Here is a 21345-nt window from a genome sequence, read left to right as displayed (position 1 = left end):
ATCAAATGTTCAACAGATTTCTTTCCGTTGCCGTCGACAATTCCCGCTCCCAGACCCCCGGGCCGCGCCGGAAGGCGATACGGAACGACCTGTTCCTGGCGGCGCTGGAAAGCCTGCCCGAAGCGGTGATGCTGTGCGACCTGACGACCTTCAGGATCGAATACGTCAATCGGAAGTCGCGGGAACTCCTGGCTTCCCTGCGCTCCCTGCTGCCGGTGGACCCGGACGACATCGTCGGCACGTCCATCGACGTCTTCCACAAGCACCCGCTTCACCAGCGCCGTCTGCTGGCGGACCCCGCGAACCTGCCCCACCGCGCCCGCATCCAGTTCGGCGACGAGGTCCTGGACCTGCATGTCGCGGCCTTGGACAGCCCGGATGGCGGACAATGGGCCTCGCTGACCTGGAACGTGGTCACCGCGGTTGTGCGGGCCGAACGCGAGACGAAGCGCCTGCTGCAGATGATCGACAAGATGCCGATCAACGTCATGACCTGCGACCCGCAGAACTGGAAGGTCGACTACATCAACCAGACCAGCATCCAGACCCTGAAATCCATCGAGAAATATCTGCCGATCAAGGCCGATGAACTGCTGGGGTCGAGCATCGACGTCTTCCACAAGGCCCCGACGCATCAGCACCGCATCCTCAGCAACCCGGCCAATCTGCCCCACAGCGCGACGATCAAGGTGGGACCGGAGACCCTGAACCTGCACGTTTCCGCCGTCATCGGCGACGACGGCGAATATCTCGGGCCGATGCTGACCTGGTCGGTAACCACCGAGACCGTCGGCATCGTGTCGGAGATCACCGAAGTCATCAGCCATAGCGCCGAGGAAATGGAGCAATCGGCACGCTCTCTTCTCGACCTGTCGAGCGATGCCATCGACCGCTCCTCTTCGGTCGCGGCGGCCACCGAGGAACTGACCGCCTCCATCCGCGACATCGCCGCCCGGGTCGACGTCACCTCCCGGACATCGGCGGAGACCGCGCAGGAAACCCGGCAGGCCAACGCCTTGGTCGCCGAACTGGCGGAGACCGCCCGGAATATCGGACGCATCACCGAGGTCATCCAGGCTATCGCCAGCCAGACCAACCTGCTGGCGCTGAACGCCACCATCGAGGCCTCGCGCGCCGGTCAGGCCGGAGCGGGATTCGCGGTCGTGGCGGCGGAGGTCAAGGCGCTGGCCCGCCGGACGGGAGAATCCACCGGCGAGATCAAGACGCTGATCGAACGCATCCAGGAACAGACATCGGCCACCGTCGAGGCGATCCGCCGCATCGGCGAGTCCATGACCTCCCTGCACGAGATCGAGAACGACGTGGCCGCCGCCATCCAGCAGCAAAGCGCGGCGACCTCCGAAATCAGCCGGCATATCGACAGCGTTCTCGAGGCCTCGCGCCAAACCGGCCAGGCCGCCGAGGTCGTGCAGAAGGCCGCGGGCGCCCTTGCCGCCCGGGCCGAAGGGATCGGCGATCAGGTGACACGTTTCCTCAACGGGCAGCATGGGGGCAGGCAATGACCATCCATCACACTTCGAACGGCCTTGACCTGGTGCGTCGCCACGATCTCCTCTGGCCGGCCCTGGAGCAGGCCATCCATGCCGCGGTGCTGATCGACAGCCGGAACACCGTCATCTTCTTCAACGCCGCCGCGGAACGGCTGTGGGGCTATGACAGGCAGGAAGTCCTCGGCCGCAGCGTGGACGTGCTCGTTCCCGCCCCATTGCGGCAGGCGCACCGGCAATCCATCGAGGACAACCGGCGCACCGGCCAGAACAAGATCGTCGGCACCAGCCGCGAACTGGAAGTGGAACGCAAGGACGGGAGCCGGATCTGGGTCTCGTTCTCGCTTTCCAAGGTGGCCACGGATGACGGGATCTACTATCTCGGCTTCCTGCGGGACATCACCCGCGAGGTCTTGCTGCGCGAGGAACGGCGCCTGCTGTCGCTGGCGGTGGACGAGACCGGCAAGGCCGTGCTGATCCTCGACCACAACCGCGACATCGTTTACGTGAACCAGGCCTTCACCGACCTGTTCGGCTATACGGCGACGGAGGTGATGGGGCGGCGTCCGAGCTCCTTCCTGGCTTCCCCTGCCACAGACCCGGCCGACCTGCAGCGTCTCCAGCAAGGAGCCTGGGGCAATACCGGCTTTCAGGAAGAAATCCTTGCCGCCGCCAAGGACGGACGCGAGCTGTGGGTGTCGGCCTCGATCAATCCCATCGCCGGGCCCGAGGGCGAGATGCGCAACGTCGTCGCTGTCCTTTCCGACATCACGGAAAGCCGCCAGTTACGCAGCTTGCAGCAAGAGATGCTCGCCGCCCTGACCAGCGACCTGTCGCTGGACGGCCTGCTGGATTTCCTGTGCCGGCGGATCGAAGTCATCGCGCCGGGCCTCGTCGCCGCCGTCTTCCTGCGCGACGCAGAAGAATCCCTGGCCCTGGCGGCGGGGCCCAGCCTGCCGGAAGATTATCGCGCGGCGATCCGCCGGGTTCCCATCGGACCGGAAGCCACCACCTCGGGCCTGGCGGCCTTCCTCGGCAGACCGCTTCTGTCCGAGGATGTCCCGTCCGATCCCCGCTGGCAGAAGCTCGGCGAAAGCCTCCGGCATTTCGGGATCCAGGCCTGTTGGGCTTCGCCGATCAAGCGCGCCGATGGCAGAGTCATGGGCAGCCTGACCTTCTATTTCCCCGCCTGCCGGCCTTCCTGCCGTTGGCACGAAGAGATCGCGTTGGTCAGCCGCCATCTCTGCCTGCTGGCGATCGAGCGGCATGAGAGCCGGGAACGCCTGATGGCATTGGCCCGTTTCGATAGCCTGACCGGCCTGCCCAACCGCGCCGCGCTCCTGGAAAAGGCACGCGCCCTCACCACTCGCCCCGAAGGCGCAGGGGACATCGCCTTCCTGTCCATCGGGGTCGACAATCTCCAGGACATCAACGAGACGCTCGGCCATGCCGCAGGCGACACGCTGCTGATCGCGGTCAGTAATCTTATGCACGCCCGGTTGGAGCCGAAGAATTACCTGGGACGGTTCGGCGGCGATGCCTTCCTGATGATATTGAACAATACCAGCCTCGCCAGAACCTCCAGCCTTGCCGAACGCATTCTCGCGGAACTGGCTGCGCCGCTGGATATCGGCGGACAGCCGGTGACCTGCTCGGCCAGCATCGGCATCGCCTTCTCCCCCGCGAATGGCGGCAATGGGGAAGACCTTCTCTGCCACGCCAATGTCGCCATGCAGCGGGCAAGGACCGAAGGGCGGGGGCGGCCCTGCTTCTACAGCCCGGCCATGGCCCGTTTCGCCCAGGACCGGATGAGGCTCAGCGCGGCGCTGCGCGAGGCGATCCGACAGGAACAGCTCAGATTCGAATACCATCCCCTGGTCCGTCCCCTCACCGGCGAGATCCACGGCGTCGAAGCCCTGGCCCGCTGGACCCACCCCGAACTGGGCATCATTCCGCCCGACCGCTTCATCCCCCTGGCCGAGGAAACGGGACAGATCGAGGCCCTGGGCAACTGGGCCCTGCGCGAGGTCTGCCGCCAGATGGCGGAGTGGCGCGCCAGGGGCATCGACCTGCCCACCGTCGCCGTCAACCTTTCGCCCCTGCATTTCCGCAACAAGCAGCTTCCCCTGTTCCTCACCGAGTTGCTGTGCGAATACCGCTTGCCGGGACATTGCCTGAAGGTGGAAATCACCGAGAACGCCATGATGGACGGCGAGGCCGAAACCCTGGAGACTCTGCACCGCATCCGTGCCCTCGGCGTCGGCCTGTCGATGGACGATTTCGGCACGGGATTTTCCAGCCTGTCGCGCCTGGCCAAACTGCCGGTGACGGAATTGAAGATCGACCGCAGCTTCATGCGCGACATCGACCGCAATCCCAATGCGCGGGCAATCGCCATGGCCGTGATCCGCATCGGCCAGAGCCTGGACATGACCGTCATCGCCGAAGGGGTGGAAACCGAGGATCAGCGCCAGTTCCTGATCGACCTCGGATGCCAGGTGGCACAGGGCTACCTCTACACCAAGCCGCTGCCGCCGGCCGAACTCGAACTCTGGCTCCGGCGGCACCGCCCATTCTCTGAGGGCTAGAACGTATAGGTCAGCCCCATCAGCGCCAAAGGCTGTGTCTTCTGCTCGACGAAGGGACTGTCCGCTGCGTCACCAAGCAAATGGGTCACGCCGATGGAACCGAGGGCGCTTATGCTGTCCGTGATGCGATAGCTGGCACTGATACGGAAGAAAATGTCCTTGAACCCCGATGAAGGGTTGTGGCGGCGCAAGCCCGAGGCTGCGGCTTCGGGCGCATCAACGCCGAAATAGCTGTCCATGTATTTCGCATTCGCCCAGGTGGTCCCGAGGCTGGGCGTGATCGTCAGCCGCTCGTTCGTGCGGATCGGGTAAGCCAAGCTGGCATTGACGAGCAGCCCCCGATCGGTTTCGGTGACGGCCTGGGTCGCCGTAAGCCTCGCCACCGCCCCCCGGAACTGGGTCGAGACAAAGAGACGTGCACCCAAGGCATCATCGACGCCGTCGATACCTTCGGGCACATCGTCACTGTCGTAGCCATGCATCCAGCTGACGCTGGCCCCGGCCTTGAATCGCGGGGTATCGACGACATTGACCCCAATTTCATCGACACCCCGTGCGAAGAAGCGCCCGACCTGTATATCGACCAGCGGCAGCGGCTGCGCCTTGTACTTGTCCGCCCCCTGGAAACGGGGAACCACGCCGACACCCGCGCCCAGCGTCCAGCGGTTCGGCTCCGCCTGGGCGGCGGTCGCTGTCCCGAGCACCATCGTCGCCAGAATAGCCCCCATGCCGATGGTCTGCGGCCGCGCAAAAATCCTTGTCATTCTTTCGCCCCCTTAACAAGATGCATTGACGTATCTTGTGCGGCCAAAATTCGCGCTCGTCAAGATACATTCTTGCATCTTATTGAGGAGGTCATCACATGAAGGGGCGTCGACGCGGCGCGGATCTCGAGGAGGCCCTCCTAGACGCTGCCTGGCTGGAGCTGACGGAGCGTGGCTATGCGGGGTTGACGATGGAGGCCGTCGCCACACGGGCCGGCACCAGCCGACCGGTTCTTGCCCGCCGATGGGATGGGAAGGCCGATCTTGCGATCGCGGCAATCCGGCGGCAGATAGCGAAGCATCCCCTCGAGGTGCCGGATCGCGGGGACCTGCGCACCGAATTGCTGGAACTTCTGGAACACGCCTCCAACCGTGTAAGAGGAATCGCCGCCGTCTTCACCCTGTTCTTCAGTGAATACTTTCACGAGACGTCGTCAACGCCGCAGAGTTTGCGCACCGCCTTGTTGGCGGGTAACCCCCAGCCGCTTGCCGCCATCCTGGAAAGAGGCGTGAAACGCGGCGAGATCGCTCCAGAAAAACTCGTTCCCCCTGTCAGTACGCTTCTCAGCGACCTTTTCCGCCACCACGCCATCATGACTTTCGCGCCACCACCGCCGGAATTGCGGGTCGCCTGGGTCGATTCGATCTTCCTGCCTCTGGTCAGGGCGGACTAGGCATCGGGTGGAAAAGAAAGGGCTTTTTCTTCGTTCGCCTCGGCTTCACGCTTTCTGTTGCCACTATACATTCGTGAATGTATGTAAAGAGAGATGGGTAGCGGGGTAGGGAAAAATCATGGGGTCGATCACATGCACCATCGGGTTGGCTTCCCTTCTGTGCCTGTTTCTCTTGGGCGTCATGATGCTTTTCTCGGCGGCCGACGATCTGGAGCAAGCCGATCTCTATGTGCCGCTCGATCCCCTTGAAGGAGGAAGCGAAGGACGGCTGCCCCGGATGACGCCCCTCGTCATTGCCCGTAAAGCCGGGTCGTGATACGAGCTTTCGCCTTCGCATCACCAGGAGACTATCATGCGCCTGATCCTCGCCCTGCTGCTTCCGTGGCTCCAGTTCTTCACGATCGGCCGCCCCTTCGCCGGCATCATCTGCCTGCTCCTGCAGATCACGCTGATCGGCTGGCTGCCCGCGGCGATCTGGTCGGTCTATGCGCTGTCCCAGTACAAGACGGACAAGAAGATCGAAAAGGCGCTGGCCTCCACGCGCTGAGGCGACGCAATCCTCATCCGGCAGGATGAAGATTCATCGCCCGCTCAAGGACCGCCACGAGACGCGGGTCGCCCGATTGGGCGACGTTGAAACGTAGAAAGCGCGTGGCCGTCTGCGAGACGCTGAACACATTGCCGGGGGCCAGGACGATGTCTTCCGCCAAGGCCATACGCGCCAGCACGGCGGAATCCTGGCCTTCGGGCAACTGGCACCAGAGATAGAAGCCGCCGCGCGGCATCAGCCAGGGCCGGATGCCCAAGGGTGCCAGCCGGGCCGCCAGATCGCGCCTGGCCCGCGAAAGGCGCTGGCGCAATTCCTCCATATGCTTGCGATAACCACCTCCGGCGAGGACGGCGGCAATCAGTTCGGTCGCCATCGGGCTGGGGCCGCCGAAGCAGGTGGCGACCTGAAGGTCGATCAGGGCCTCGATCCAATCCGCCCGGGCGGCGATATAGCCGCAGCGGATCGAGGCGGACAGGGTCTTCGAGAAACTGCCGATCCGGATGACACGGTCGAGCCCGTCGAACACGGCAAGACGCGGCGACGGCTCCGGCTCGAAATCGGCAAAGATGTCGTCCTCGACGATCGTCAGGTCCTGCGCCGAGGCCGCCTTCAGCAGCCTATGGGCGGTCTGCGGCGACAGGCTGGCCCCGGTCGGGTTGTGGAGCGCGGAATTGGTGATGTAGAGCCGGGGCCGCTCCGAGGCCAGCAGCGACTCGAAGGCCGCGAGATCTGGCCCTGACGGCGTGTAGGGCACGCCCTGGATACGGACCTGATGCGCGCGCAGCAGCGCCTGGAAATTGAAATAGCAGGGATCGTCCACCAGCACCGCATCGCCGGGCCGCAGCAGGAAGCGGCAAATCAGGTCGATGGCCTGGGTTCCCGAACCGGTGAGCATGACCTGATCGGGCGAGACCGAAAGGCCCTCCTCGGCGAAGCGGCCCAGCAACAGCCGCCGCAGGCGCGGCGATCCCCGCGTGCCGCCATAATCGGACAGCACGCTCTCCTCGGCCCGGGCGAGATTGCGCAGGGCGCGGCGCACCGCGTCGTTGGGCATCCACTCCGCCGGCAGCCAACCGCAGCCGGGCTTCATCACCGAGGAATCGGCATCGAGCGATTGCCGCGACACCCAGAAGGGATCGACCGCCCGGTCGCGTCGCGGCTCGGCCTCCGCCAGGGCCAGCGGCGGCAGGGCATTGCCCGCGACATAGAAGCCGGACCCGCGTCGGGCGCGGATCAGCCCCTCGGCGGCGAGACGGTCATAGGCCTCGACGACCGTGGAAGGCGACACACCCATGGTCGCGGCGAAACGCCGGATCGAGGGCAGCCGGTCGCCCGCGACAAGCGCCCGCCCCGCCATCTTCGCGCGGATCGCCGCCATCACCGCGCCCGTGCGTGTTCCCTTGCCGTCCGTCATCCGCTCTTCCCCGAATAGATGCCAAATACATCCATACAATTCTGCAGGATTGTATCGGTCCGTCTCCGTCCGGGCCAGCGGCAAAGCCACCCTTTCCATTGCAAGCACACGACCAAGCCTTGCAGATCCGTCACTTGACGCCTATATTTCCGTCAGTTGACGGTTTTCTGCCCATGCTGAAAGGATTGACCGATGGCTGCCGTGGAAACCAACCGACAAATCAGTGAGCCGGCGCGCATCGCCAAATGGCTCTCACTGACCCCGGACCCGCCTTTCACCGAGGTCTCTCTCGCCCGCAGCGTGGCGAGTGGATTGCCTGTCCAGGCGACGGACATGCTGGTGGAATTCTTTGGAAGCCGTCAGGTTGTCGAGCGGATCGTGCCCGAAGCGACGCTTCGCCGCGCCAGGAAAAACCAGAAACGCCTGTCCCCCCAATATTCCGAACGCCTCTATGATTTGACGAAAGTCATCGACGCGGTGGGGCGGGTGTATGGAGACGATCAAGACCGTGTCAAAGCCTTCCTGCTGCGCCCGCATCCACTGCTCGAAGGGGAAAAGCCCCTCGACTTGGCCGTGACCGGCGCGGCCGGTGCGGACGCCGTCCTGAACCTGCTGGCCCGCGCGGAAGCCGGAGTGGCCGTGTGACGATACGGGTGCTGAACGAGCCCCTGACGGCCTACCGCATCGGCGACCCGGAAGGCGCCTATCCGATCTGGTCGCCCGAGGGCGCCAAGCGCATGCAGGGACGCTGGCACAAGACCGGCGCCGCCGTCATTTATGCATCCGAGCGCTATTCGACGGCGATGCTGGAAAAGCTGGTCCATTACAACGGCCTCATGCCGCCGAACCAGCACTTTCTCCAGATCGCCATACCCGCCGGAATCTCCTACGAGGTCGTCAACCCTGATCTCCTGCCCGGCTGGCACAGCCTTGCGGGCGACGAGGCGCGTCAGTTCGGGCACCAGTGGTACACCGAGCAGCGCAGCGCCATCCTGATCGTGCCATCCGTCGTGGCGCGCATGGAACGGAACTTCCTCTTCAACGCCAATCATCCGGAATTCCCCCGGATCAAGCCCGACCTGGAAACGCCCATCTACTGGGACGCCCGCCTCTTCAAATAGCCGTACCAGAACATGAACGGCCTTGTCCCGCCGGTGTATGGGAAAATGTTTCCATACAGTTTTGCGGAATTGTATCGGACTGTCTCTGTGCGGTACAGGGGCGGAGTCCTAGGATGCCTCTCCGAAAGAGAGGTTACATGGATCGGAAACTGGATGGATGGGGCAGCGGCCTTTTAGGCGTCATCATCTTCAGCGGTTCGCTGCCCGCCACGCGGGTCGCCGTCGGCGACTTCTCGCCCCTCTTCCTGACTTCGGCCCGGGCAGCGATCGCCGCGCTCCTCGGCGCCGCCTTCCTCGCCCTTCTCCGGCAGGCGAAACCCGCCCGCAAGGATCTCGGCGCGCTGGTCATGGTCGCCCTCGGTGTCGTGATCGGCTTCCCGTTGCTGACGGCGCTGGCGCTGCAGCACATCACCTCGGCCCGTGCCCTCGTCTTCATCGGCCTCCTGCCGCTGGCGACGGCCCTTTTCGCCGTCCTGCGCGGGGGCGAGCGGCCGAAACCGGCCTTCTGGCCGTTCGCGCTCCTCGGCGCCATGGCGGTCGCAGGCTACGCCCTGTCCGGCGGCGCTCCCGCCGCACCGACGGGCGACCTGCTGATGGTGGCCGCGATCCTGCTTTGCGGCCTCGGCTATGCCGAAGGCGCCACGCTGTCGCGCCGGCTGGGCGGATGGCAGGTCATCTCATGGGCGCTGCTTCTGGCGCTGCCGATAATGGCCGTGGTCGCGCTGGCCACGCTGCCGGAATCCTGGGGCCGGATCGGCGTCCCGGCCTGGCTCGGCCTCGCCTATGTCTCGATCTTCAGCATGTTGATCGGCTTCGTCTTCTGGTATCGCGGCCTCGCCCTCGGCGGCATCGCGGGCGTCGGGCAGTTGCAACTGTTGCAGCCCTTCTTCGGGCTGACGCTGGCCGGCCTGCTGCTGCGCGAACCAATCGCCTGGACGATGGTCGCGGCCACCGGCCTTGTCGTCCTCTGCGTCGCCGGTGCCAAACGCTACGCCTGAACGGCAGGCATCATGTCACAGCGGCCGCAGCAGGTGCCGCACCAGGGGCGGCTTGTCGCCGATATGGAAGGCGTTCAGCAGGGCCTGGTCCGCGCGGTCCGCTTCCGTCACCCGGGCATGCTGGCGCTGATGTTCGAGCCAGCTTTCCACCACGAAGCTTTCGATCACCCTGCCCGGCTCGGCCATGTCTTCCCAGACGTCCCAGATTATCGCCCCGTCCCGCTGGCGGACCGTCTTGAAGCGGCGCAGGGTTTCGAGGAATCTGGCCTGATCGGCGGGCGCGACCCGGTATTCGATCTGCACCAGGACGGGGCCGCGATCATCCGATGGCTGGACGAAGACCACCGGCTCGGCCCAGTGATGCGACGGCGTCAGGTCGATGCCCTCGTCCTGCGGCAGCCGCCATCTCACCGCCAGCAGCACCGCCACGACCTGCGCGCCCCCCGCCACCAGCAGCGCGGTGGCGACATCGGTCCGCGCGGCCAGGGCGCCCCACAGGATGCTGCCGCCGGTCATCGCCCCCTGGAAGACCAGCAGATAGACGGCCAGCGCCCGCGCCTTCACCCAGCCGGGCGAGGCCATCTGGGCGGCGACATTGAGCGAGGTCAGCATGCCGATCCAGGCCAGCCCGGCGGCGACCATCACCATACCAGCGATCCAGGCATTCGAGACCAGGGCCAGGCAGAGGCTGCTGAAGGCAAAGAGCAAGGTCGCGCCGACCGAGATGGTGTTGGCGGCGACCTGCTTGCGCAGCCGCTTCAGGATAAAGGCACCGCTGATCGCCCCGGCCCCCATGCAGCCGAGCAGGATGCCATAGCCCGAGGCATCGAGGCCCAGCCCCTGCCGCGCGACCAGCGGCAGCATGGCCCAAAGCACGCTGCCGAAGATGAAGAAGCCGACGGCGCGGATCAGCACCACGCGCAGCGCCGGGGAATGGCGGGCATAACGATAACCGGCCTTGAGCGCGCCGATGAAATGCTCGGGCGGCAGGGTCTGTTCGGCCTTGTCGCGCTTCCAGCGGAACAGCACCACCAGGACGCCCAGGACCGACAGGGCGTTGAGGGCGAAGACGGCGGGCGTGCCGGCAAGGGCGATGATCGCGCCGCCCAGGGCCGGACCGATGGCGCGGGCGATGTTGATGCCCATGCCGTTGAGCGCCACGGCATCGGGCAGCGCCGGCTTGGCGACGAGTTCCGGCACGATGGCCTGGAAGACCGGCGCGCTGAGGGCGGCGGAGACGCCGAGCACGAAAGTCAGGCCCAGCAGCACCATGGGCGTCGTCAGGCCGAGCGCAGTCAGCACGGCAAGCAGGACCGCCGCGACGATTCCCAGCATCTGGGCGGTCAGCAGCATCTTGCGGCGGTCGATGATATCGGCCATCGCCCCGGCCGGAAGAGCCAGCAGGAACATCGGCAGCGTGGTGGCGGTCTGCACCAGGGCCACCATGAACGGGCTGGGCGAAAGCGAGGTCATCAGCCAGCCCGCCCCGACGTCATGCATCCAGGTGCCGATATTCGAGACGATGGTGGCGATCCACAGCGCCCGGAATATCGGATAGGCCAGGGGCCCTTTCGCTGTCTCCGTCGTGCTCATCTCCGGCTTCGTCTCCATGACCGGCATTGCCGTCAGACCGCCCAGCAGGAGCAGCCGAGCGCCCCCCAGAAGCCCTTCAGGTCCGAAACCGGCAGGTTCGACGACCAGGCGCCCGCATGGTCATGGCCATGGACGCCGCAGGCATGGCCGCAGCCGCAGGCCGACGCCGCCACGCGGCGCAGCGAATTCCGCCCCGCCCCCTTCGGCTCGCCCCAGGCGGCATAGCCCTTGTAGCGGCGGACCGGCGACCAATCGGGCATGGCGGGCGGCAGCTCCGTCTCGTCCAGATCCGAGAAGTCGCCCGCGCCGTAGACGACTTTCCCGCCGACCATCGTCAGGTCCGAGGTCAGGAAGGAAATCTCGTCCTCGGCGCAGGAGAAGAAATCCTTGTCCGGAATGAACAGATCGGCGAAATGGCCTTTCTCGATGCGGCCGCGCTTTCCCTCTTCGTTGGAAAACCAGGCGACCTTCTCGGTCCACATCCGCAGCGCCGTTTCCCGGTCCAGGCAGTTGCGCTGCGGATAGAGCCGCAGGCCGCCGACCGTCTTGCCGGTGATCATCCAGGACAGGGACACCCAGGGATTATAGGAGGCGACGCGCGTGGCATCCGTGCCGGCGGAAAGATTGATCCCTTTTTCGAGCATCCGCGCGATCGGCGGCGTGGCCTCGGCGGCGCCCGGCCCGTAGCGTTCGACGAAATATTCTCCCTGATAGGCCATGCGATGCTGCACCGCCACCCCGCCCCCCAACGCGGCGATCCGGTCGATGGACTGCTCCGAGATCGTCTCGGCATGATCGAAGAACCAGTTCAGCCCGGCGAGCGGGATGTCCTGGTCGACCTTCTCGAAGACATCGAGCGCCCGGCTGATCGTCTCGTCATAGGTGGCGTGCAGCCGCCAGGGCCAGCGGTTCTGCGCCAGGATGCGCACCACCTCTTCCAGCTCGCCTTCCATTTCCGGCGCCATGTCGGACCGCGGCTGGCGGAAATCCTCGAAATCGGCCGCCGAGAAGACGAGCATCTCGCCCGCGCCGTTATGGCGGAAATAATCGTTGCCCTGCTTGTACTTGACCGAGGCGGTCCAGGCGAGAAAGTCCTCCTTCTCCTGCTTGGGCTTCTGCGTGAACAGGTTATAGGCCAGCCGCACGGTCATCAGCCCCTCGTCGGCCAGTTTCTGGATGACGGCGTAATCCTCGGGATAATTCTGGAAGCCGCCACCGGCATCGATGACGCCGGTGATGCCCAGCCGGTTCAGCTCGCGCATGAAATGGCGGGTGGAATTGACCTGATATTCGAAAGGCAGCTTCGGTCCCTGGGCAAGGGTGGAATAGAGAATGGCCGCATTGGGCTTGGCCAGCAGCAGCCCCGTCGGATCGCCGTTCGCGTCACGCGTGATCTCGCCGCCCGGCGGCTCGGGCGTGTCCCGGGTATAGCCGACGGCGCGCAGGGCCGCCCCGTTCAGCAGCGCCCGGTCATAGAGATGGAGCAGGAAGACCGGCGTATCGGGGGCGATGCGGTTGATCTCCTCCAGGGTCGGCAGGCGCTTTTCCTCGAATTGATGCTCGGTGAAGCCGCCGACGACGCGCACCCATTGCGGCGGCGGCGTGATAGCGACCTGCCGCTTCAGCATGTCCATGGCGTCGGCCAGCGACCGCAGGCCGTCCCAGCGCAGTTCCATGTTGAAGTTGAGTCCGCCCCGCACGACGTGGGTGTGATTGTCGATCAGCCCGGGCAGCACCCGCCGTCCCTTCAGATCGACGACCTTCGTCGCGGCATCGGCCAGCGCCATGACCTCGCGGTCCTGGCCGACCGCCAGAAACCTGCCGTCCTTGATGGCGATGGCCGTCGCCGCCGGATTCGCCGGGTCGAGCGTGGTGACGAGCCCGTGATGCAGGACGGTATCGGCGGCTTCGGTCATGAGCGCTTCTCCTTCTCGGACTCATCCTGCGCCGCCACCTGCCGCCCGGGCAGCTGGCCGAAGATATGGCTGATCGCATGCGCCTTGCTGCAGGCGGAGGAGAAGGCCGTCCCCGACAGCAATTGCCGCCCCACCGGGATCACCTGTTCCCCGACAAGGATACCGAACAGGCCCACCAGCGCGACGATCGGAGGGGCCGGCGAGCGGACGTTGAGCAGGCTGTAGATGATGCCAACCAGGATGCCGGCGCCGAGTGACAGGAGATAGATCTTCATGCGTCGCCTCCGATCGTCGCCTGTCCTCATCCGGCCGGATTGGGACCGATGCGTTCGCCGTGCTGCACGCGTTCCGGCGCCTTGTGGACGAGGGTATAGGCATAATCAACGCCCATGCCGTAGGCGCCGGAATGCTCCTGCACGATCTTGATCACCGCGTCATAGGTATCCTTGCGCGCCCAGTCGCGCTGCCATTCGAGCATCACCTGCTGCCACGTCATCGGCACGCATCCGGCCTGCACCATCCGATCCATGGCGTATTTCTGCGCATCGGCCGAGGTCGCGCCCGAGGCGTCGGCGACCATGTAGATCTCGTACCCGCCTTCGAGCATCGCGCAGAGGGCGAAGGTGGTGTTGCAGACCTCGGTCCACAGGCCGGAGACGACGACCTTCTTGCGATTGGCGGCGGCCAGCGCATCGCGGACATTCTGGTCGTCCCAGGAATTCATCGAGGTGCGTTCGAGGATCTTGTGCTCGGGGAACACCGCCAGCAGCTCGGGATAGGTATGGCCGGAAAAGCTTTCGGTCTCGACCGTGGTGATCGTCGTGGGGATGTTGAACACCTTGGCCGCCTTGGCGAGCCCGACGACGTTGTTCTTCAGCGTCTGGCGGTCGACCGACTGGACGCCGAAAGCCATCTGCGGCTGGTGGTCGATGAAGATGAGCTGACAATTATCCGGCGTCAGCACCTCGAGATAGTTGGGCATGCTCGTCTCCTCATTGTTCATGAAGCAAGCCGGCCAGTGCGATACGCACATGGCGGATTTCATCTTCGTTGATGCTGTGACCCATGCCGGGATAGAGGCGCATCGTCACCTTGCCCCCAAGCTCCTCCAGCACCCGCGCGGAGTCCTGGACGCGGGCGAGCGGGATATGAGGGTCGATGTCGCTGCAGCCCAGAAAGACGGGTGTGCCGGCCAATCCGTCTTCATCCTCGCGCGGCCTGCCTTCCGGGCCGATGAGGGCGGCGCTCAATCCAATCACCGCGCCGTAGCGTTTCGCATTGCGCGCCGCGAATTCCAGCCCCAGGCATCCGCCTTGCGAGAAGCCGAGAAGAGCCACGCGCTCCGGCCCGAAGCCCTGGCCTACCAGGTCCTCGACCAGTTCCCCGACCAAAGTGAGCGAACGCGACAGGAAGGGTTCGTTCTGTTCGAGCGGTGCCAGGAAAGAATGGGGATACCAGGTGCCGCCCGGTGCCTGCGGGGCGACATAGGCGATGTCGGGCTGCGCGAAGACCTCGGCCAGGGGGAACATGCTTTCGGCCGACGCCCCCCGGCCGTGAAGAAGGATCATCGCGGCCTTGGCGCGGGTCAGCGGCGCGCCGGCCATCGGCATCCGGGCGGCGGAGCTCATCCCGGCATCTCCAGTGGCGGCAGGACGGACTCCAGTTCCTGGCGGCGTGAGTCGAGGAAATCCGGGAGCTTCAGGGAGGACCCCAGCCGGTCCAGCGGCTCGTCCACCGTGAAGCCCGGCGCCTCGGTGGCGATCTCGAAGAGGACGCCGCCCGGCTCGTGGAAATAGACCGAGCGGAAGTATTTGCGGTCCTTCTGCTCGGTCGTCAGGAGGTGGTCGTTTTCCACCAGCTTCCGCACCATCCGCGCCTGCTCGTCCTCGTCCGCCGCACGGAACGCCACATGATGGACCGAACCCCGGCCCAGGCGGCCCGGCAGGAAGCCCTTCGCCACGCGGATGTCGACGATGCCGCCGACCGGACTTTCCGCCTTGAAGCGGACATGCCGCGCATCGCGCCCGATCTCGCGGAAACCAAGGATATCGGCAAGGATGGCGCCCGTGGGCCCGGCATCGTCGAGCATCAGGGTGACGCCATGAAGCCCACGGATGGCATGTTCCGCCGGAACGCCGCCGCCGCTCCAGCCCTCCTCTTCCTCGGCCTCCGCGACACCGACAAGCGCCAGGCTGGTGCCGTCGGGATCGCGGAAGGCCAGGACCTTCTCGCCGAAACGTTCGCCAAGCGCCTCATGCGTGACGCCCAATTCCACCAATCGCTGGATCCAGTATCCGATCGAGCGAAGCGGAATGCGGAAAGCCGTGGTCTCGGCCAGCCCGATGCCATTACGGCCGGGCGCGGCATGTTCCCAGGGAAAAAAGGTCAGGATCGTGCCGGGACTGCCCCGCTGGTCACCGAAATAGAAATGGTAGGTTTCCGGGTCGTCGAAATTGACGGTATTCTTGACCAAACGAAGGCCAAGCCCACGGACATAGAACCTGAGATTGGCATTCGGGTTGCCAGCTATCGCCGTGACATGGTGGATACCGTGCATGGCAGCGCCTTCCCCTTTGTCCTTCATGGTCTCGACGCCGGAAACGTCTCGACAGCGGGTGTTATTCAGGCACGTCCGTCTCGCTTGGTCGACAACAAGACGATCTGGACCGTGCCCGCCCCCGAATCAAGGACAATGTACTCGCGAGAGAGGAATAGCCACATTCCGCGCACGTTGCAGGCCGAAAGGGGGAAGTAACCGGGCCCTTCCTTCCTGCCGCTCTTTGCACATGGCACCTGTCCCGCCGAAATCAGGCCTCCCTATCGGCTTCAGCCCTGCTAATAACCCATTAGCGATGGATATCCGTTCGAATCGACATTATGAAGGGTGGTCATTTGTCAAAGAGGTGAGTCACAATGACGGCCGCGGCCAAGCAGATCGATAGCAACGCCCCCTATTGGGACGCTGACCTGGAAACTCAGTCCCGCGCGGAGTGGGATGCCATGAAGCTGGCGCTGCTCAAGGAGCATGTGCGCCACGCCTATGAGGGCTCGCCCTATTACCGCAAGAGCTTCGACGAGGCCGGGGTCCATCCCGATCAGATCAAGAGCCTCGACGACATCCGCCGCTTCCCCTTCATCGACAAGAAGGTGCTGCGCGACCGTCAGATGGCGGTGCCGCCCTTTGGCGATCTGGTCGCCGTGCCCGAGCGGGACATCGTCTACATCTCGGCCAGTTCGGGGTCGACCGGCGTGCCGACGGCCTCGCCCTTCACCCAGCGCGATTTCGACGAATGGATGGATTTCGAGGCTCGGCTGTTCTGGGCGTCGGGGATGCGCCCCGAGGACCGCTACGCCCACAGCCTCAATTTCTCCCTCTTCGTCGGCGGCCCCTGCGTGCTGGGCGCGCAGAAGCTCGGCGCGCTGACCATCCATGCCGGTACCCTGCCCTCCGAGCGTCTGTTGACGATCCTCAAGCAGTTCCAGGCCACCGCCATGTGGACCACGCCCTCTTACGCCTGGTATCTCGGCGAGACGGCGATCAAGGAGGGGCTGGACCTCAAGAGCGACCTTGCGATCAAGCGCATCTTCGTCGCCGGCGAGCCGGGCGGCTCGATCCCCGAGACGCGCAACCGCATCGAAAAGCTGTGGGGGGCCTCGGTCTATGATTATTACGGCCTGTCGGACATCTTCGGCGCCTGCGCCGGGATGTGCGAGCACAAGAACGGCCTGCACTGGGCCGAGGACCATATCCTGGTCGAGGTGCTCGATCTCGAAACCGGCGAGCCGGTCAAGGAGGGCGAGCGCGGCGAGATGGTGCTGACGACGCTGAAGAAGTCGGCCCGCCCGATGATCCGCTTCCGCACCGGCGACATCGTCACCTTCACCTCCGAGCCCTGCAGCTGCGGCCGCACCAGCCAGCGCCTGATGGGCGTCAACGGCCGCGTCGACGACATGCTGATCATCAAGGGCGTGAACATCTTTCCCTCCGATGTCGAAGCCATCGCCCGCCAGGACCCCGCACTGACCGGGGAATACAAGCTGGTGGTCGAGCGCATCAACCATCTCGACCAGCTGACCGTCGAGGTCGAAGTGGCGCACGGCCATAACGGCCCGACCGAGGAAGTGGCCGCCCGTTTCGGCAAGCATCTGAAATCGGTCACCGGCGTCTCGGCCAAGGTCGTCGTCCATCCCGCCGATACCCTGCCGCGCGCGACCCACAAGGCCAAGCGCGTCGAAGACCGCCGCCAGGGCGTGTGGTCATAGAGGCTATGAGGAGAACTGTTTTCTTGGGCTCCGCCCAAACCCGCAAAGGGCCTCGGGCCCTTTGTTCCCATTGAATTCATGAGGTCCAGGAGGCCGAGCCTCCTGGCGGGTGCAGGGCAGAGCCCTGCGGAAACGATGAAGTATAAACGGCCCCAACGAGAGATACTGATGTCCGGTCCGAAAACCTTCGCCTTCGACACCATGGCCCTGCATGCGGGCCAGCATCCCGATCCGGTCTATGGCTCGCGGGCGGTGCCGATCTACCAGACGACTTCCTATGTCTTCGACGATGCCGACCATGCGGCGGCGCTGTTCAATCTCGAACGCGCCGGCCACATCTACAGCCGCATCTCGAACCCCACCGTGGCGGTGCTGGAAGAGCGCCTGGCCGCGCTGGAAGGCGGCGTCGGCGCCATCGCCACGGCCAGCGGCCAAGCCGCCCTGCATCTCGCCATCGCCACGCTGATGGGCGCCGGCAGCCATATCGTCGCCTCGGCCTCGATCTATGGCGGCACGGTCAACATGCTGGCCCATACGCTGCCGCGCTTCGGCATCACCACGACCTTCGTCAAGCCGCGCGACCTCGACGGCTTCAAGGCGGCCATCCGCCCCGAGACGCGGCTGATCCTGGGCGAGACGTTGGGCAATCCGGGTCTCGAGGTGCTGGACATCCCGGCCCTGGCGAAGATCGCCCATGATGCCGGCCTGCCGCTGATGATCGACAACACCTTCGGCACGCCCTATCTGTCCAACCCGATCAAGCAGGGCGCCGACATCGTCATGCATTCGGTCACCAAATGGCTGGGTGGCCACGGCATCGCCATCGGCGGCGCGCTGATCGACGGCGGCGGCTTCGATTGGGAAGCCTCGGGCAAGTTCCCCACCCTGACCGAGCCCTATGCCGGTTATCACGGCATCGTCTTTACCGAGCAATTCGGCCCCGGCGCCTTCAGCCAGCGCGCCCGCGCCGAAGGCCTGCGCGATTTCGGCGCCTGCCTGTCGCCGCAGAACGCCTTCTACCTGCTGCAAGGCATCGAGACGCTGCCCCTGCGCATGGAACGCCATGTCGCCAACACCGCCCGCGTGCTGGCCTTCCTGCAGGAAAATCCGGCGGTTGCCTGGGTCAGCCATCCGACCCTGCCCGACCATCCCGACCACGCTTTGGCGCAGAAACTGCTGCCCAAGGGCGCCGGGTCGATCGTCAGCTTCGGCATCAAGGGCGGCCGCCCCGCGGGCCGCAAGTTCATCGAGGCCGTCAAGCTTGCCTCGCATCTGGCGAATGTCGGCGACGCCAAGACCCTGGTCATCCATCCGGCCAGCACCACCCATCAGCAGATGGATGCCGAACAGCTCGCCAAGGCCGGAATCGGCGAAGACATGATCCGCCTGTCGGTCGGGCTGGAAAGCGCAGACGACATCATCGCCGACCTCAACCAGGCGCTGCGCGCCAGCCAGAAGTGAGGGAAGCCGCAACATGGAACTGATCGTCAACGGCATTCCCGCCTTCGCCGCCACCGGCGGCAAGCCCTTCGACCCCGCCAAGCCCGCCATCGTCTTCGTGCATGGCTCGGGCCTCGATTCCTCGGTCTGGGGCCTGCACACCCGCTGGTTCGTCAGCCACGGCTTTTCCGTCCTGGCCCTCGACCTCCCGGGCCACGGCAAGTCGGCGGGCGAGCCCCTGCCCTCCATCGAGGCCATGGCCGATTGGGTGGCCGCGGCCATCTCTGCGGCCGGGGCCAAGGAAGTCGTGATCGTCGGCCATTCGATGGGCGCGCTGGTGGCGCTCGAAACCGCCGCCCGCCATCCCGCCCCGGTGCGCGGCCTCGGCCTCGTCGGCGCGGCGGCCGCCATTCCGGTGCATCCCGATCTGATCGCCTCGGCCGAGCGCAACGATCCGGCGGCCTTCGCCATGATCAATCTGTGGGGCCATGGCGCCCATGCCGAACTGGGCGGCAGCCGCGCCCCCGGCGTGTGGATGGTCGGGACCGCCCAGAGGGTGCTGGAGCGCAACCGCCCGGGCGTCCTGGCGGTCGATCTCAAGGCCTGCGACACTTACAAGATCGGCCTTGCCTCCGCCGCCAAGGTCGAATGTCCCGCCGTGCTGGTCCTGGGCGAACGCGACAAGATGACCCCCTTGAAAGCCGGCCGTGCGCTGGCCGAGACGCTGCCCAAGGCCAAGGTCACCGTGCTGAACGGCGCAGGGCACATGCTGATGGCCGAAGAGCCCGATGCCGTGCTCGACGCCCTGAGCGGCTTAGCGGATCTGGTCGAGACCGCTTAAGCACTTTCTCAATGAAGAAGGGCTCGCGCCGGAAACGGCGCGAGCCCTTTTCATATCACTGGATTTCCTGGGCTCTGCCCAGACCCGCAAAGGGGCTCGGCCCCTTTGATCCCATTAATTTTATTCGCCCTTTTCGCACGAGCGGGCAGGACGATTGAAAGAAATGAGATGCAGGAGGCCGAGCCTCCTGCCGGGTGCAGGGCAGAGCCCTGCGAAACCCTTCACCTCATTCGGCCGGCGTGGCGTGCCACTGGCCGTCGGTTCCCAGATATTCGGCACCGCCGTTCCGGTAGAAGCTGCCCGCTCCGGCCTTCTCCAGCACCGCCAGCATCTTCGGCAGGGCCTTGCCCTCGGCCTTGAGCTTGGCGATCACCTTGGCCGGGCCGACGGCGTCCAGCAGTTCGAACGGCCCCTTCTTCCAGGCGAAGCCCCAGCGCATGGCGCGGTCGACATTCACCACATCGTCCGAGATCTCGGGCACGAGATCGGCGGCATAAAGCAGCGTGCCGCCCATCAGATCCCAGGTGAAGCGGCTTTCGGCGTCCGAGCCGAAGAACAGCGAGGCGGCATCGGTATGGCCCTCGGCCAGCGTCACGGCCTGGGCTTCACGCCAGGTGCCGGTGGTCAGGTCGAAGGTCTCCTTCAGCTTGCCGCCATCTTCCGTCTTGGTGACGCGATAGAAGCCGCCGCCCGTCTTGCGGCCCAGCTGCTTACGCTCGAGCATCGCCTGTTCGTCGGCGGGGAAGCTGGTGAAGGCATGGCCGACATCTCCCTCGGGCAGATTGACCGACAGGTTCTTGCCGACGAAATCCATCACGTCCAGGCCGATCAGGTCGATCAGGCCATAGAGGCCGGTAGAGGGCAGCCCGACCGGCTTGCCCATCAGCGCGTCGATGCTTTCCATCGACAGGCCGTCCTTCAGATAGGGCTTGGCCTTGTGCAGGCCCGACAGCATCCAGAAGCAGCCGATACGGTTGCCGATGAAGTTGACCGTGTCCTTGGCATAAACGACGCCCTTGCCCAGCTTATCACGGCCGAAGGCGGCCATGGCTTCGAGCACGTCCGGCGTCGTCTCGACACCCGGGACGATTTCCAGCAGGCGCATGACGCGCACCGGGTTGAAGAAGTGCGTCACCACCATGTCGCGCTTCAGGCGCTCGGGGAAGCCTTCGGTGATGGCGCGCAGCGGGATGCCCGAAGTGTTGGTCGACACCACCGAACCGTCGCGGCGCAGCTTCTCGATCTTGGCGAAGAGATCGCGCTTGGCCGCGAGGTCCTCGATGATCGCTTCGCAGACCCAGTCATAATCGGCGATCTTGGAAAGGTCGGCGTCGATCGTGCCGATCTGGATCTTTCCGGCCAGCGCGGCGCGCTCGGCGTCGTCCTGGGCGGTCGAAAGGGCCTTTTCCAAAGCCTTCTCCACGCGCGCCTGATCGATGTCGAGCAGCAGAACCTCGCAGCCGGCGGCAGCGGAAGCCGCGGCGATGCCGTTACCCATGGTACCGCCGCCGATGACGGCGACGGACGAAATTGCACGAACCATGATATCCCCTTTTACTGGACTCCGGGTGAGGTTTCCCGGTTCACGAAACAGATGTCAAGCGCAAGCCGCATATTTCACGCTTTGATAGTGTGTTAATTTTCCTATTGACGTTAAGTTTAGTGTATTAGTAGA

The 21345-nt window shown here is 65.1% G+C and carries 20 protein-coding genes; 11 read left to right on the top strand and 9 right to left on the bottom strand.

The window, feature by feature from the left end; all coding sequences use genetic code 11:
* Nucleotides 1–5: 5 nt before the first annotated feature.
* Both EPD66_RS00380 and dosP read left to right on the top strand, forming a co-directional pair.
* The gene (locus tag EPD66_RS00380) at nt 6–1523 is read left to right on the top strand and encodes a methyl-accepting chemotaxis protein (protein ID WP_185961179.1); all 1518 of its coding nucleotides are present in this window, start codon (nt 6–8) and stop codon (nt 1521–1523) included.
* Nucleotides 1520–4096, top strand: coding sequence for an oxygen-sensing cyclic-di-GMP phosphodiesterase DosP (gene dosP / locus EPD66_RS00375; protein ID WP_142846177.1), 2577 nt, complete (start codon nt 1520–1522; stop codon nt 4094–4096). The genes EPD66_RS00380 and dosP overlap by 4 nt, the downstream gene beginning before the upstream one ends.
* On the opposite strand, the gene EPD66_RS00370 is transcribed toward dosP, so the two are convergent.
* On the bottom strand, nt 4093–4860 hold the full coding sequence (locus tag EPD66_RS00370) for a MipA/OmpV family protein (protein WP_142846176.1): 768 nt from the start codon (nt 4858–4860) through the stop codon (nt 4093–4095). The two genes, dosP and EPD66_RS00370, sit on opposite strands and share 4 nt — an antisense overlap.
* Nucleotides 4861–4958: 98 nt before the next feature.
* Here EPD66_RS00370 and EPD66_RS00365 point away from each other — a divergent pair, with 98 nt between their 5' ends.
* The 3 genes from EPD66_RS00365 to EPD66_RS00355 all read left to right on the top strand — a co-directional run bounded on the left by EPD66_RS00365 (nt 4959) and on the right by EPD66_RS00355 (nt 6081).
* Nucleotides 4959–5534, top strand: a complete 576-nt coding sequence (locus EPD66_RS00365) for a TetR/AcrR family transcriptional regulator (RefSeq protein WP_142846174.1) — start codon at nt 4959–4961, stop codon at nt 5532–5534.
* Nucleotides 5535–5652: 118 nt separating this feature from the next.
* Nucleotides 5653–5850: a hypothetical protein gene (locus EPD66_RS00360; RefSeq protein WP_142846172.1), complete on the top strand. Its 198-nt coding sequence runs from the start codon at nt 5653–5655 to the stop codon at nt 5848–5850.
* A 36-nt stretch (nt 5851–5886) separates the two neighbouring features.
* Nucleotides 5887–6081 (top strand): YqaE/Pmp3 family membrane protein, encoded by a 195-nt coding sequence (locus EPD66_RS00355; RefSeq protein WP_142846170.1) that lies wholly within the window; start codon nt 5887–5889, stop codon nt 6079–6081.
* 13 nt (nt 6082–6094) lie between these two features.
* On the opposite strand, the gene EPD66_RS00350 is transcribed toward EPD66_RS00355, so the two are convergent.
* The gene (locus EPD66_RS00350; RefSeq protein ID WP_142846169.1) at nt 6095–7498 is read right to left on the bottom strand and encodes a PLP-dependent aminotransferase family protein; all 1404 of its coding nucleotides are present in this window, start codon (nt 7496–7498) and stop codon (nt 6095–6097) included.
* 192 nt (nt 7499–7690) lie between these two features.
* Between EPD66_RS00350 and EPD66_RS00345 the strand changes: the two genes are divergently transcribed.
* The 3 genes from EPD66_RS00345 (at nt 7691) to EPD66_RS00335 (ending at nt 9617) form a co-directional block, all read left to right on the top strand.
* Nucleotides 7691–8143: an antitoxin Xre/MbcA/ParS toxin-binding domain-containing protein gene (locus EPD66_RS00345; protein ID WP_142846167.1), complete on the top strand. Its 453-nt coding sequence runs from the start codon at nt 7691–7693 to the stop codon at nt 8141–8143.
* Entirely contained in the window at nt 8140–8619 is a 480-nt protein-coding gene (locus EPD66_RS00340; protein WP_142846165.1) for an RES family NAD+ phosphorylase, read from the top strand. The genes EPD66_RS00345 and EPD66_RS00340 overlap by 4 nt, the downstream gene beginning before the upstream one ends.
* Nucleotides 8620–8756: 137 nt before the next feature.
* Nucleotides 8757–9617, top strand: coding sequence for a DMT family transporter (locus tag EPD66_RS00335; protein WP_142846163.1), 861 nt, complete (start codon nt 8757–8759; stop codon nt 9615–9617).
* Nucleotides 9618–9632: 15 nt separating this feature from the next.
* Here EPD66_RS00335 and EPD66_RS00330 read toward each other — a convergent pair whose 3' ends face one another.
* The 6 genes from EPD66_RS00330 to EPD66_RS00305 are packed head-to-tail and all read right to left on the bottom strand — an operon-like array spanning nt 9633 to nt 15683.
* Nucleotides 9633–11210: an MFS transporter gene (locus EPD66_RS00330; protein ID WP_142846161.1), complete on the bottom strand. Its 1578-nt coding sequence runs from the start codon at nt 11208–11210 to the stop codon at nt 9633–9635.
* Between the two features lie 32 nt (nt 11211–11242).
* Nucleotides 11243–13126, bottom strand: coding sequence for an amidohydrolase (locus EPD66_RS00325; RefSeq protein ID WP_142846159.1), 1884 nt, complete (start codon nt 13124–13126; stop codon nt 11243–11245).
* Nucleotides 13123–13401: a XapX domain-containing protein gene (locus EPD66_RS00320; protein WP_142846157.1), complete on the bottom strand. Its 279-nt coding sequence runs from the start codon at nt 13399–13401 to the stop codon at nt 13123–13125. The genes EPD66_RS00325 and EPD66_RS00320 overlap by 4 nt, the downstream gene beginning before the upstream one ends.
* Nucleotides 13402–13427: 26 nt before the next feature.
* The gene (locus EPD66_RS00315) at nt 13428–14108 is read right to left on the bottom strand and encodes a hydrolase (RefSeq protein ID WP_142846155.1); all 681 of its coding nucleotides are present in this window, start codon (nt 14106–14108) and stop codon (nt 13428–13430) included.
* A gap of 10 nt (nt 14109–14118) precedes the next feature.
* The gene (locus EPD66_RS00310; RefSeq protein ID WP_142846153.1) at nt 14119–14754 is read right to left on the bottom strand and encodes an alpha/beta hydrolase; all 636 of its coding nucleotides are present in this window, start codon (nt 14752–14754) and stop codon (nt 14119–14121) included.
* Nucleotides 14751–15683, bottom strand: coding sequence for a ring-cleaving dioxygenase (locus tag EPD66_RS00305; protein ID WP_142846151.1), 933 nt, complete (start codon nt 15681–15683; stop codon nt 14751–14753). Before EPD66_RS00305 ends, EPD66_RS00310 begins: the two co-directional genes overlap by 4 nt.
* Before the next feature lie 356 nt (nt 15684–16039).
* On the opposite strand from EPD66_RS00305, the gene EPD66_RS00300 reads away from it, so the two are divergent.
* The 3 genes from EPD66_RS00300 (at nt 16040) to EPD66_RS00290 (ending at nt 19670) form a co-directional block, all read left to right on the top strand.
* Nucleotides 16040–17389: a phenylacetate--CoA ligase family protein gene (locus EPD66_RS00300; RefSeq protein ID WP_142846149.1), complete on the top strand. Its 1350-nt coding sequence runs from the start codon at nt 16040–16042 to the stop codon at nt 17387–17389.
* Between the two features lie 168 nt (nt 17390–17557).
* On the top strand, nt 17558–18850 hold the full coding sequence (locus EPD66_RS00295; RefSeq protein ID WP_142846147.1) for an O-acetylhomoserine aminocarboxypropyltransferase: 1293 nt from the start codon (nt 17558–17560) through the stop codon (nt 18848–18850).
* A 13-nt stretch (nt 18851–18863) separates the two neighbouring features.
* Nucleotides 18864–19670, top strand: a complete 807-nt coding sequence (locus EPD66_RS00290) for an alpha/beta fold hydrolase (protein WP_142846145.1) — start codon at nt 18864–18866, stop codon at nt 19668–19670.
* 226 nt (nt 19671–19896) lie between these two features.
* Here EPD66_RS00290 and EPD66_RS00285 read toward each other — a convergent pair whose 3' ends face one another.
* Nucleotides 19897–21213 carry a 3-hydroxyacyl-CoA dehydrogenase family protein gene (locus EPD66_RS00285; RefSeq protein WP_142846143.1) on the bottom strand — a complete coding sequence of 439 codons (1317 nt, stop codon included), beginning with the start codon at nt 21211–21213 and terminating at the stop codon, nt 19897–19899.
* Nucleotides 21214–21345 lie beyond the last annotated feature (132 nt).

Source organism: Telmatospirillum sp. J64-1 (assembly GCF_006980715.1).
Taxonomy (GTDB): Bacteria; Pseudomonadota; Alphaproteobacteria; order Rhodospirillales; family Magnetospirillaceae; genus Oleiliquidispirillum; species Oleiliquidispirillum nitrogeniifigens.
This window is presented reverse-complemented; position numbering and strand designations above follow the sequence as displayed.

Bases quoted from the DNA above. Each gene is read 5' to 3' on its own strand.
- EPD66_RS00380 (WP_185961179.1), top strand. From the start codon at position 6: ATGTTCAACAGATTTCTTTCCGTTGCCGTCGACAATTCCCGCTCCCAG.
- dosP (WP_142846177.1), top strand. From the start codon at position 1,520: ATGACCATCCATCACACTTCGAACGGCCTTGACCTGGTGCGTCGCCAC.
- EPD66_RS00370 (WP_142846176.1), bottom strand. From the start codon at position 4,860: ATGACAAGGATTTTTGCGCGGCCGCAGACCATCGGCATGGGGGCTATT.
- EPD66_RS00365 (WP_142846174.1), top strand. From the start codon at position 4,959: ATGAAGGGGCGTCGACGCGGCGCGGATCTCGAGGAGGCCCTCCTAGAC.
- EPD66_RS00360 (WP_142846172.1), top strand. From the start codon at position 5,653: ATGGGGTCGATCACATGCACCATCGGGTTGGCTTCCCTTCTGTGCCTG.
- EPD66_RS00355 (WP_142846170.1), top strand. From the start codon at position 5,887: ATGCGCCTGATCCTCGCCCTGCTGCTTCCGTGGCTCCAGTTCTTCACG.
- EPD66_RS00350 (WP_142846169.1), bottom strand. From the start codon at position 7,498: ATGACGGACGGCAAGGGAACACGCACGGGCGCGGTGATGGCGGCGATC.
- EPD66_RS00345 (WP_142846167.1), top strand. From the start codon at position 7,691: ATGGCTGCCGTGGAAACCAACCGACAAATCAGTGAGCCGGCGCGCATC.
- EPD66_RS00335 (WP_142846163.1), top strand. From the start codon at position 8,757: ATGGATCGGAAACTGGATGGATGGGGCAGCGGCCTTTTAGGCGTCATC.
- EPD66_RS00330 (WP_142846161.1), bottom strand. From the start codon at position 11,210: ATGAGCACGACGGAGACAGCGAAAGGGCCCCTGGCCTATCCGATATTC.
- EPD66_RS00325 (WP_142846159.1), bottom strand. From the start codon at position 13,126: ATGACCGAAGCCGCCGATACCGTCCTGCATCACGGGCTCGTCACCACG.
- EPD66_RS00320 (WP_142846157.1), bottom strand. From the start codon at position 13,401: ATGAAGATCTATCTCCTGTCACTCGGCGCCGGCATCCTGGTTGGCATC.
- EPD66_RS00315 (WP_142846155.1), bottom strand. From the start codon at position 14,108: ATGCCCAACTATCTCGAGGTGCTGACGCCGGATAATTGTCAGCTCATC.
- EPD66_RS00310 (WP_142846153.1), bottom strand. From the start codon at position 14,754: ATGAGCTCCGCCGCCCGGATGCCGATGGCCGGCGCGCCGCTGACCCGC.
- EPD66_RS00305 (WP_142846151.1), bottom strand. From the start codon at position 15,683: ATGCACGGTATCCACCATGTCACGGCGATAGCTGGCAACCCGAATGCC.
- EPD66_RS00300 (WP_142846149.1), top strand. From the start codon at position 16,040: ATGACGGCCGCGGCCAAGCAGATCGATAGCAACGCCCCCTATTGGGAC.
- EPD66_RS00295 (WP_142846147.1), top strand. From the start codon at position 17,558: ATGTCCGGTCCGAAAACCTTCGCCTTCGACACCATGGCCCTGCATGCG.
- EPD66_RS00290 (WP_142846145.1), top strand. From the start codon at position 18,864: ATGGAACTGATCGTCAACGGCATTCCCGCCTTCGCCGCCACCGGCGGC.
- EPD66_RS00285 (WP_142846143.1), bottom strand. From the start codon at position 21,213: ATGGTTCGTGCAATTTCGTCCGTCGCCGTCATCGGCGGCGGTACCATG.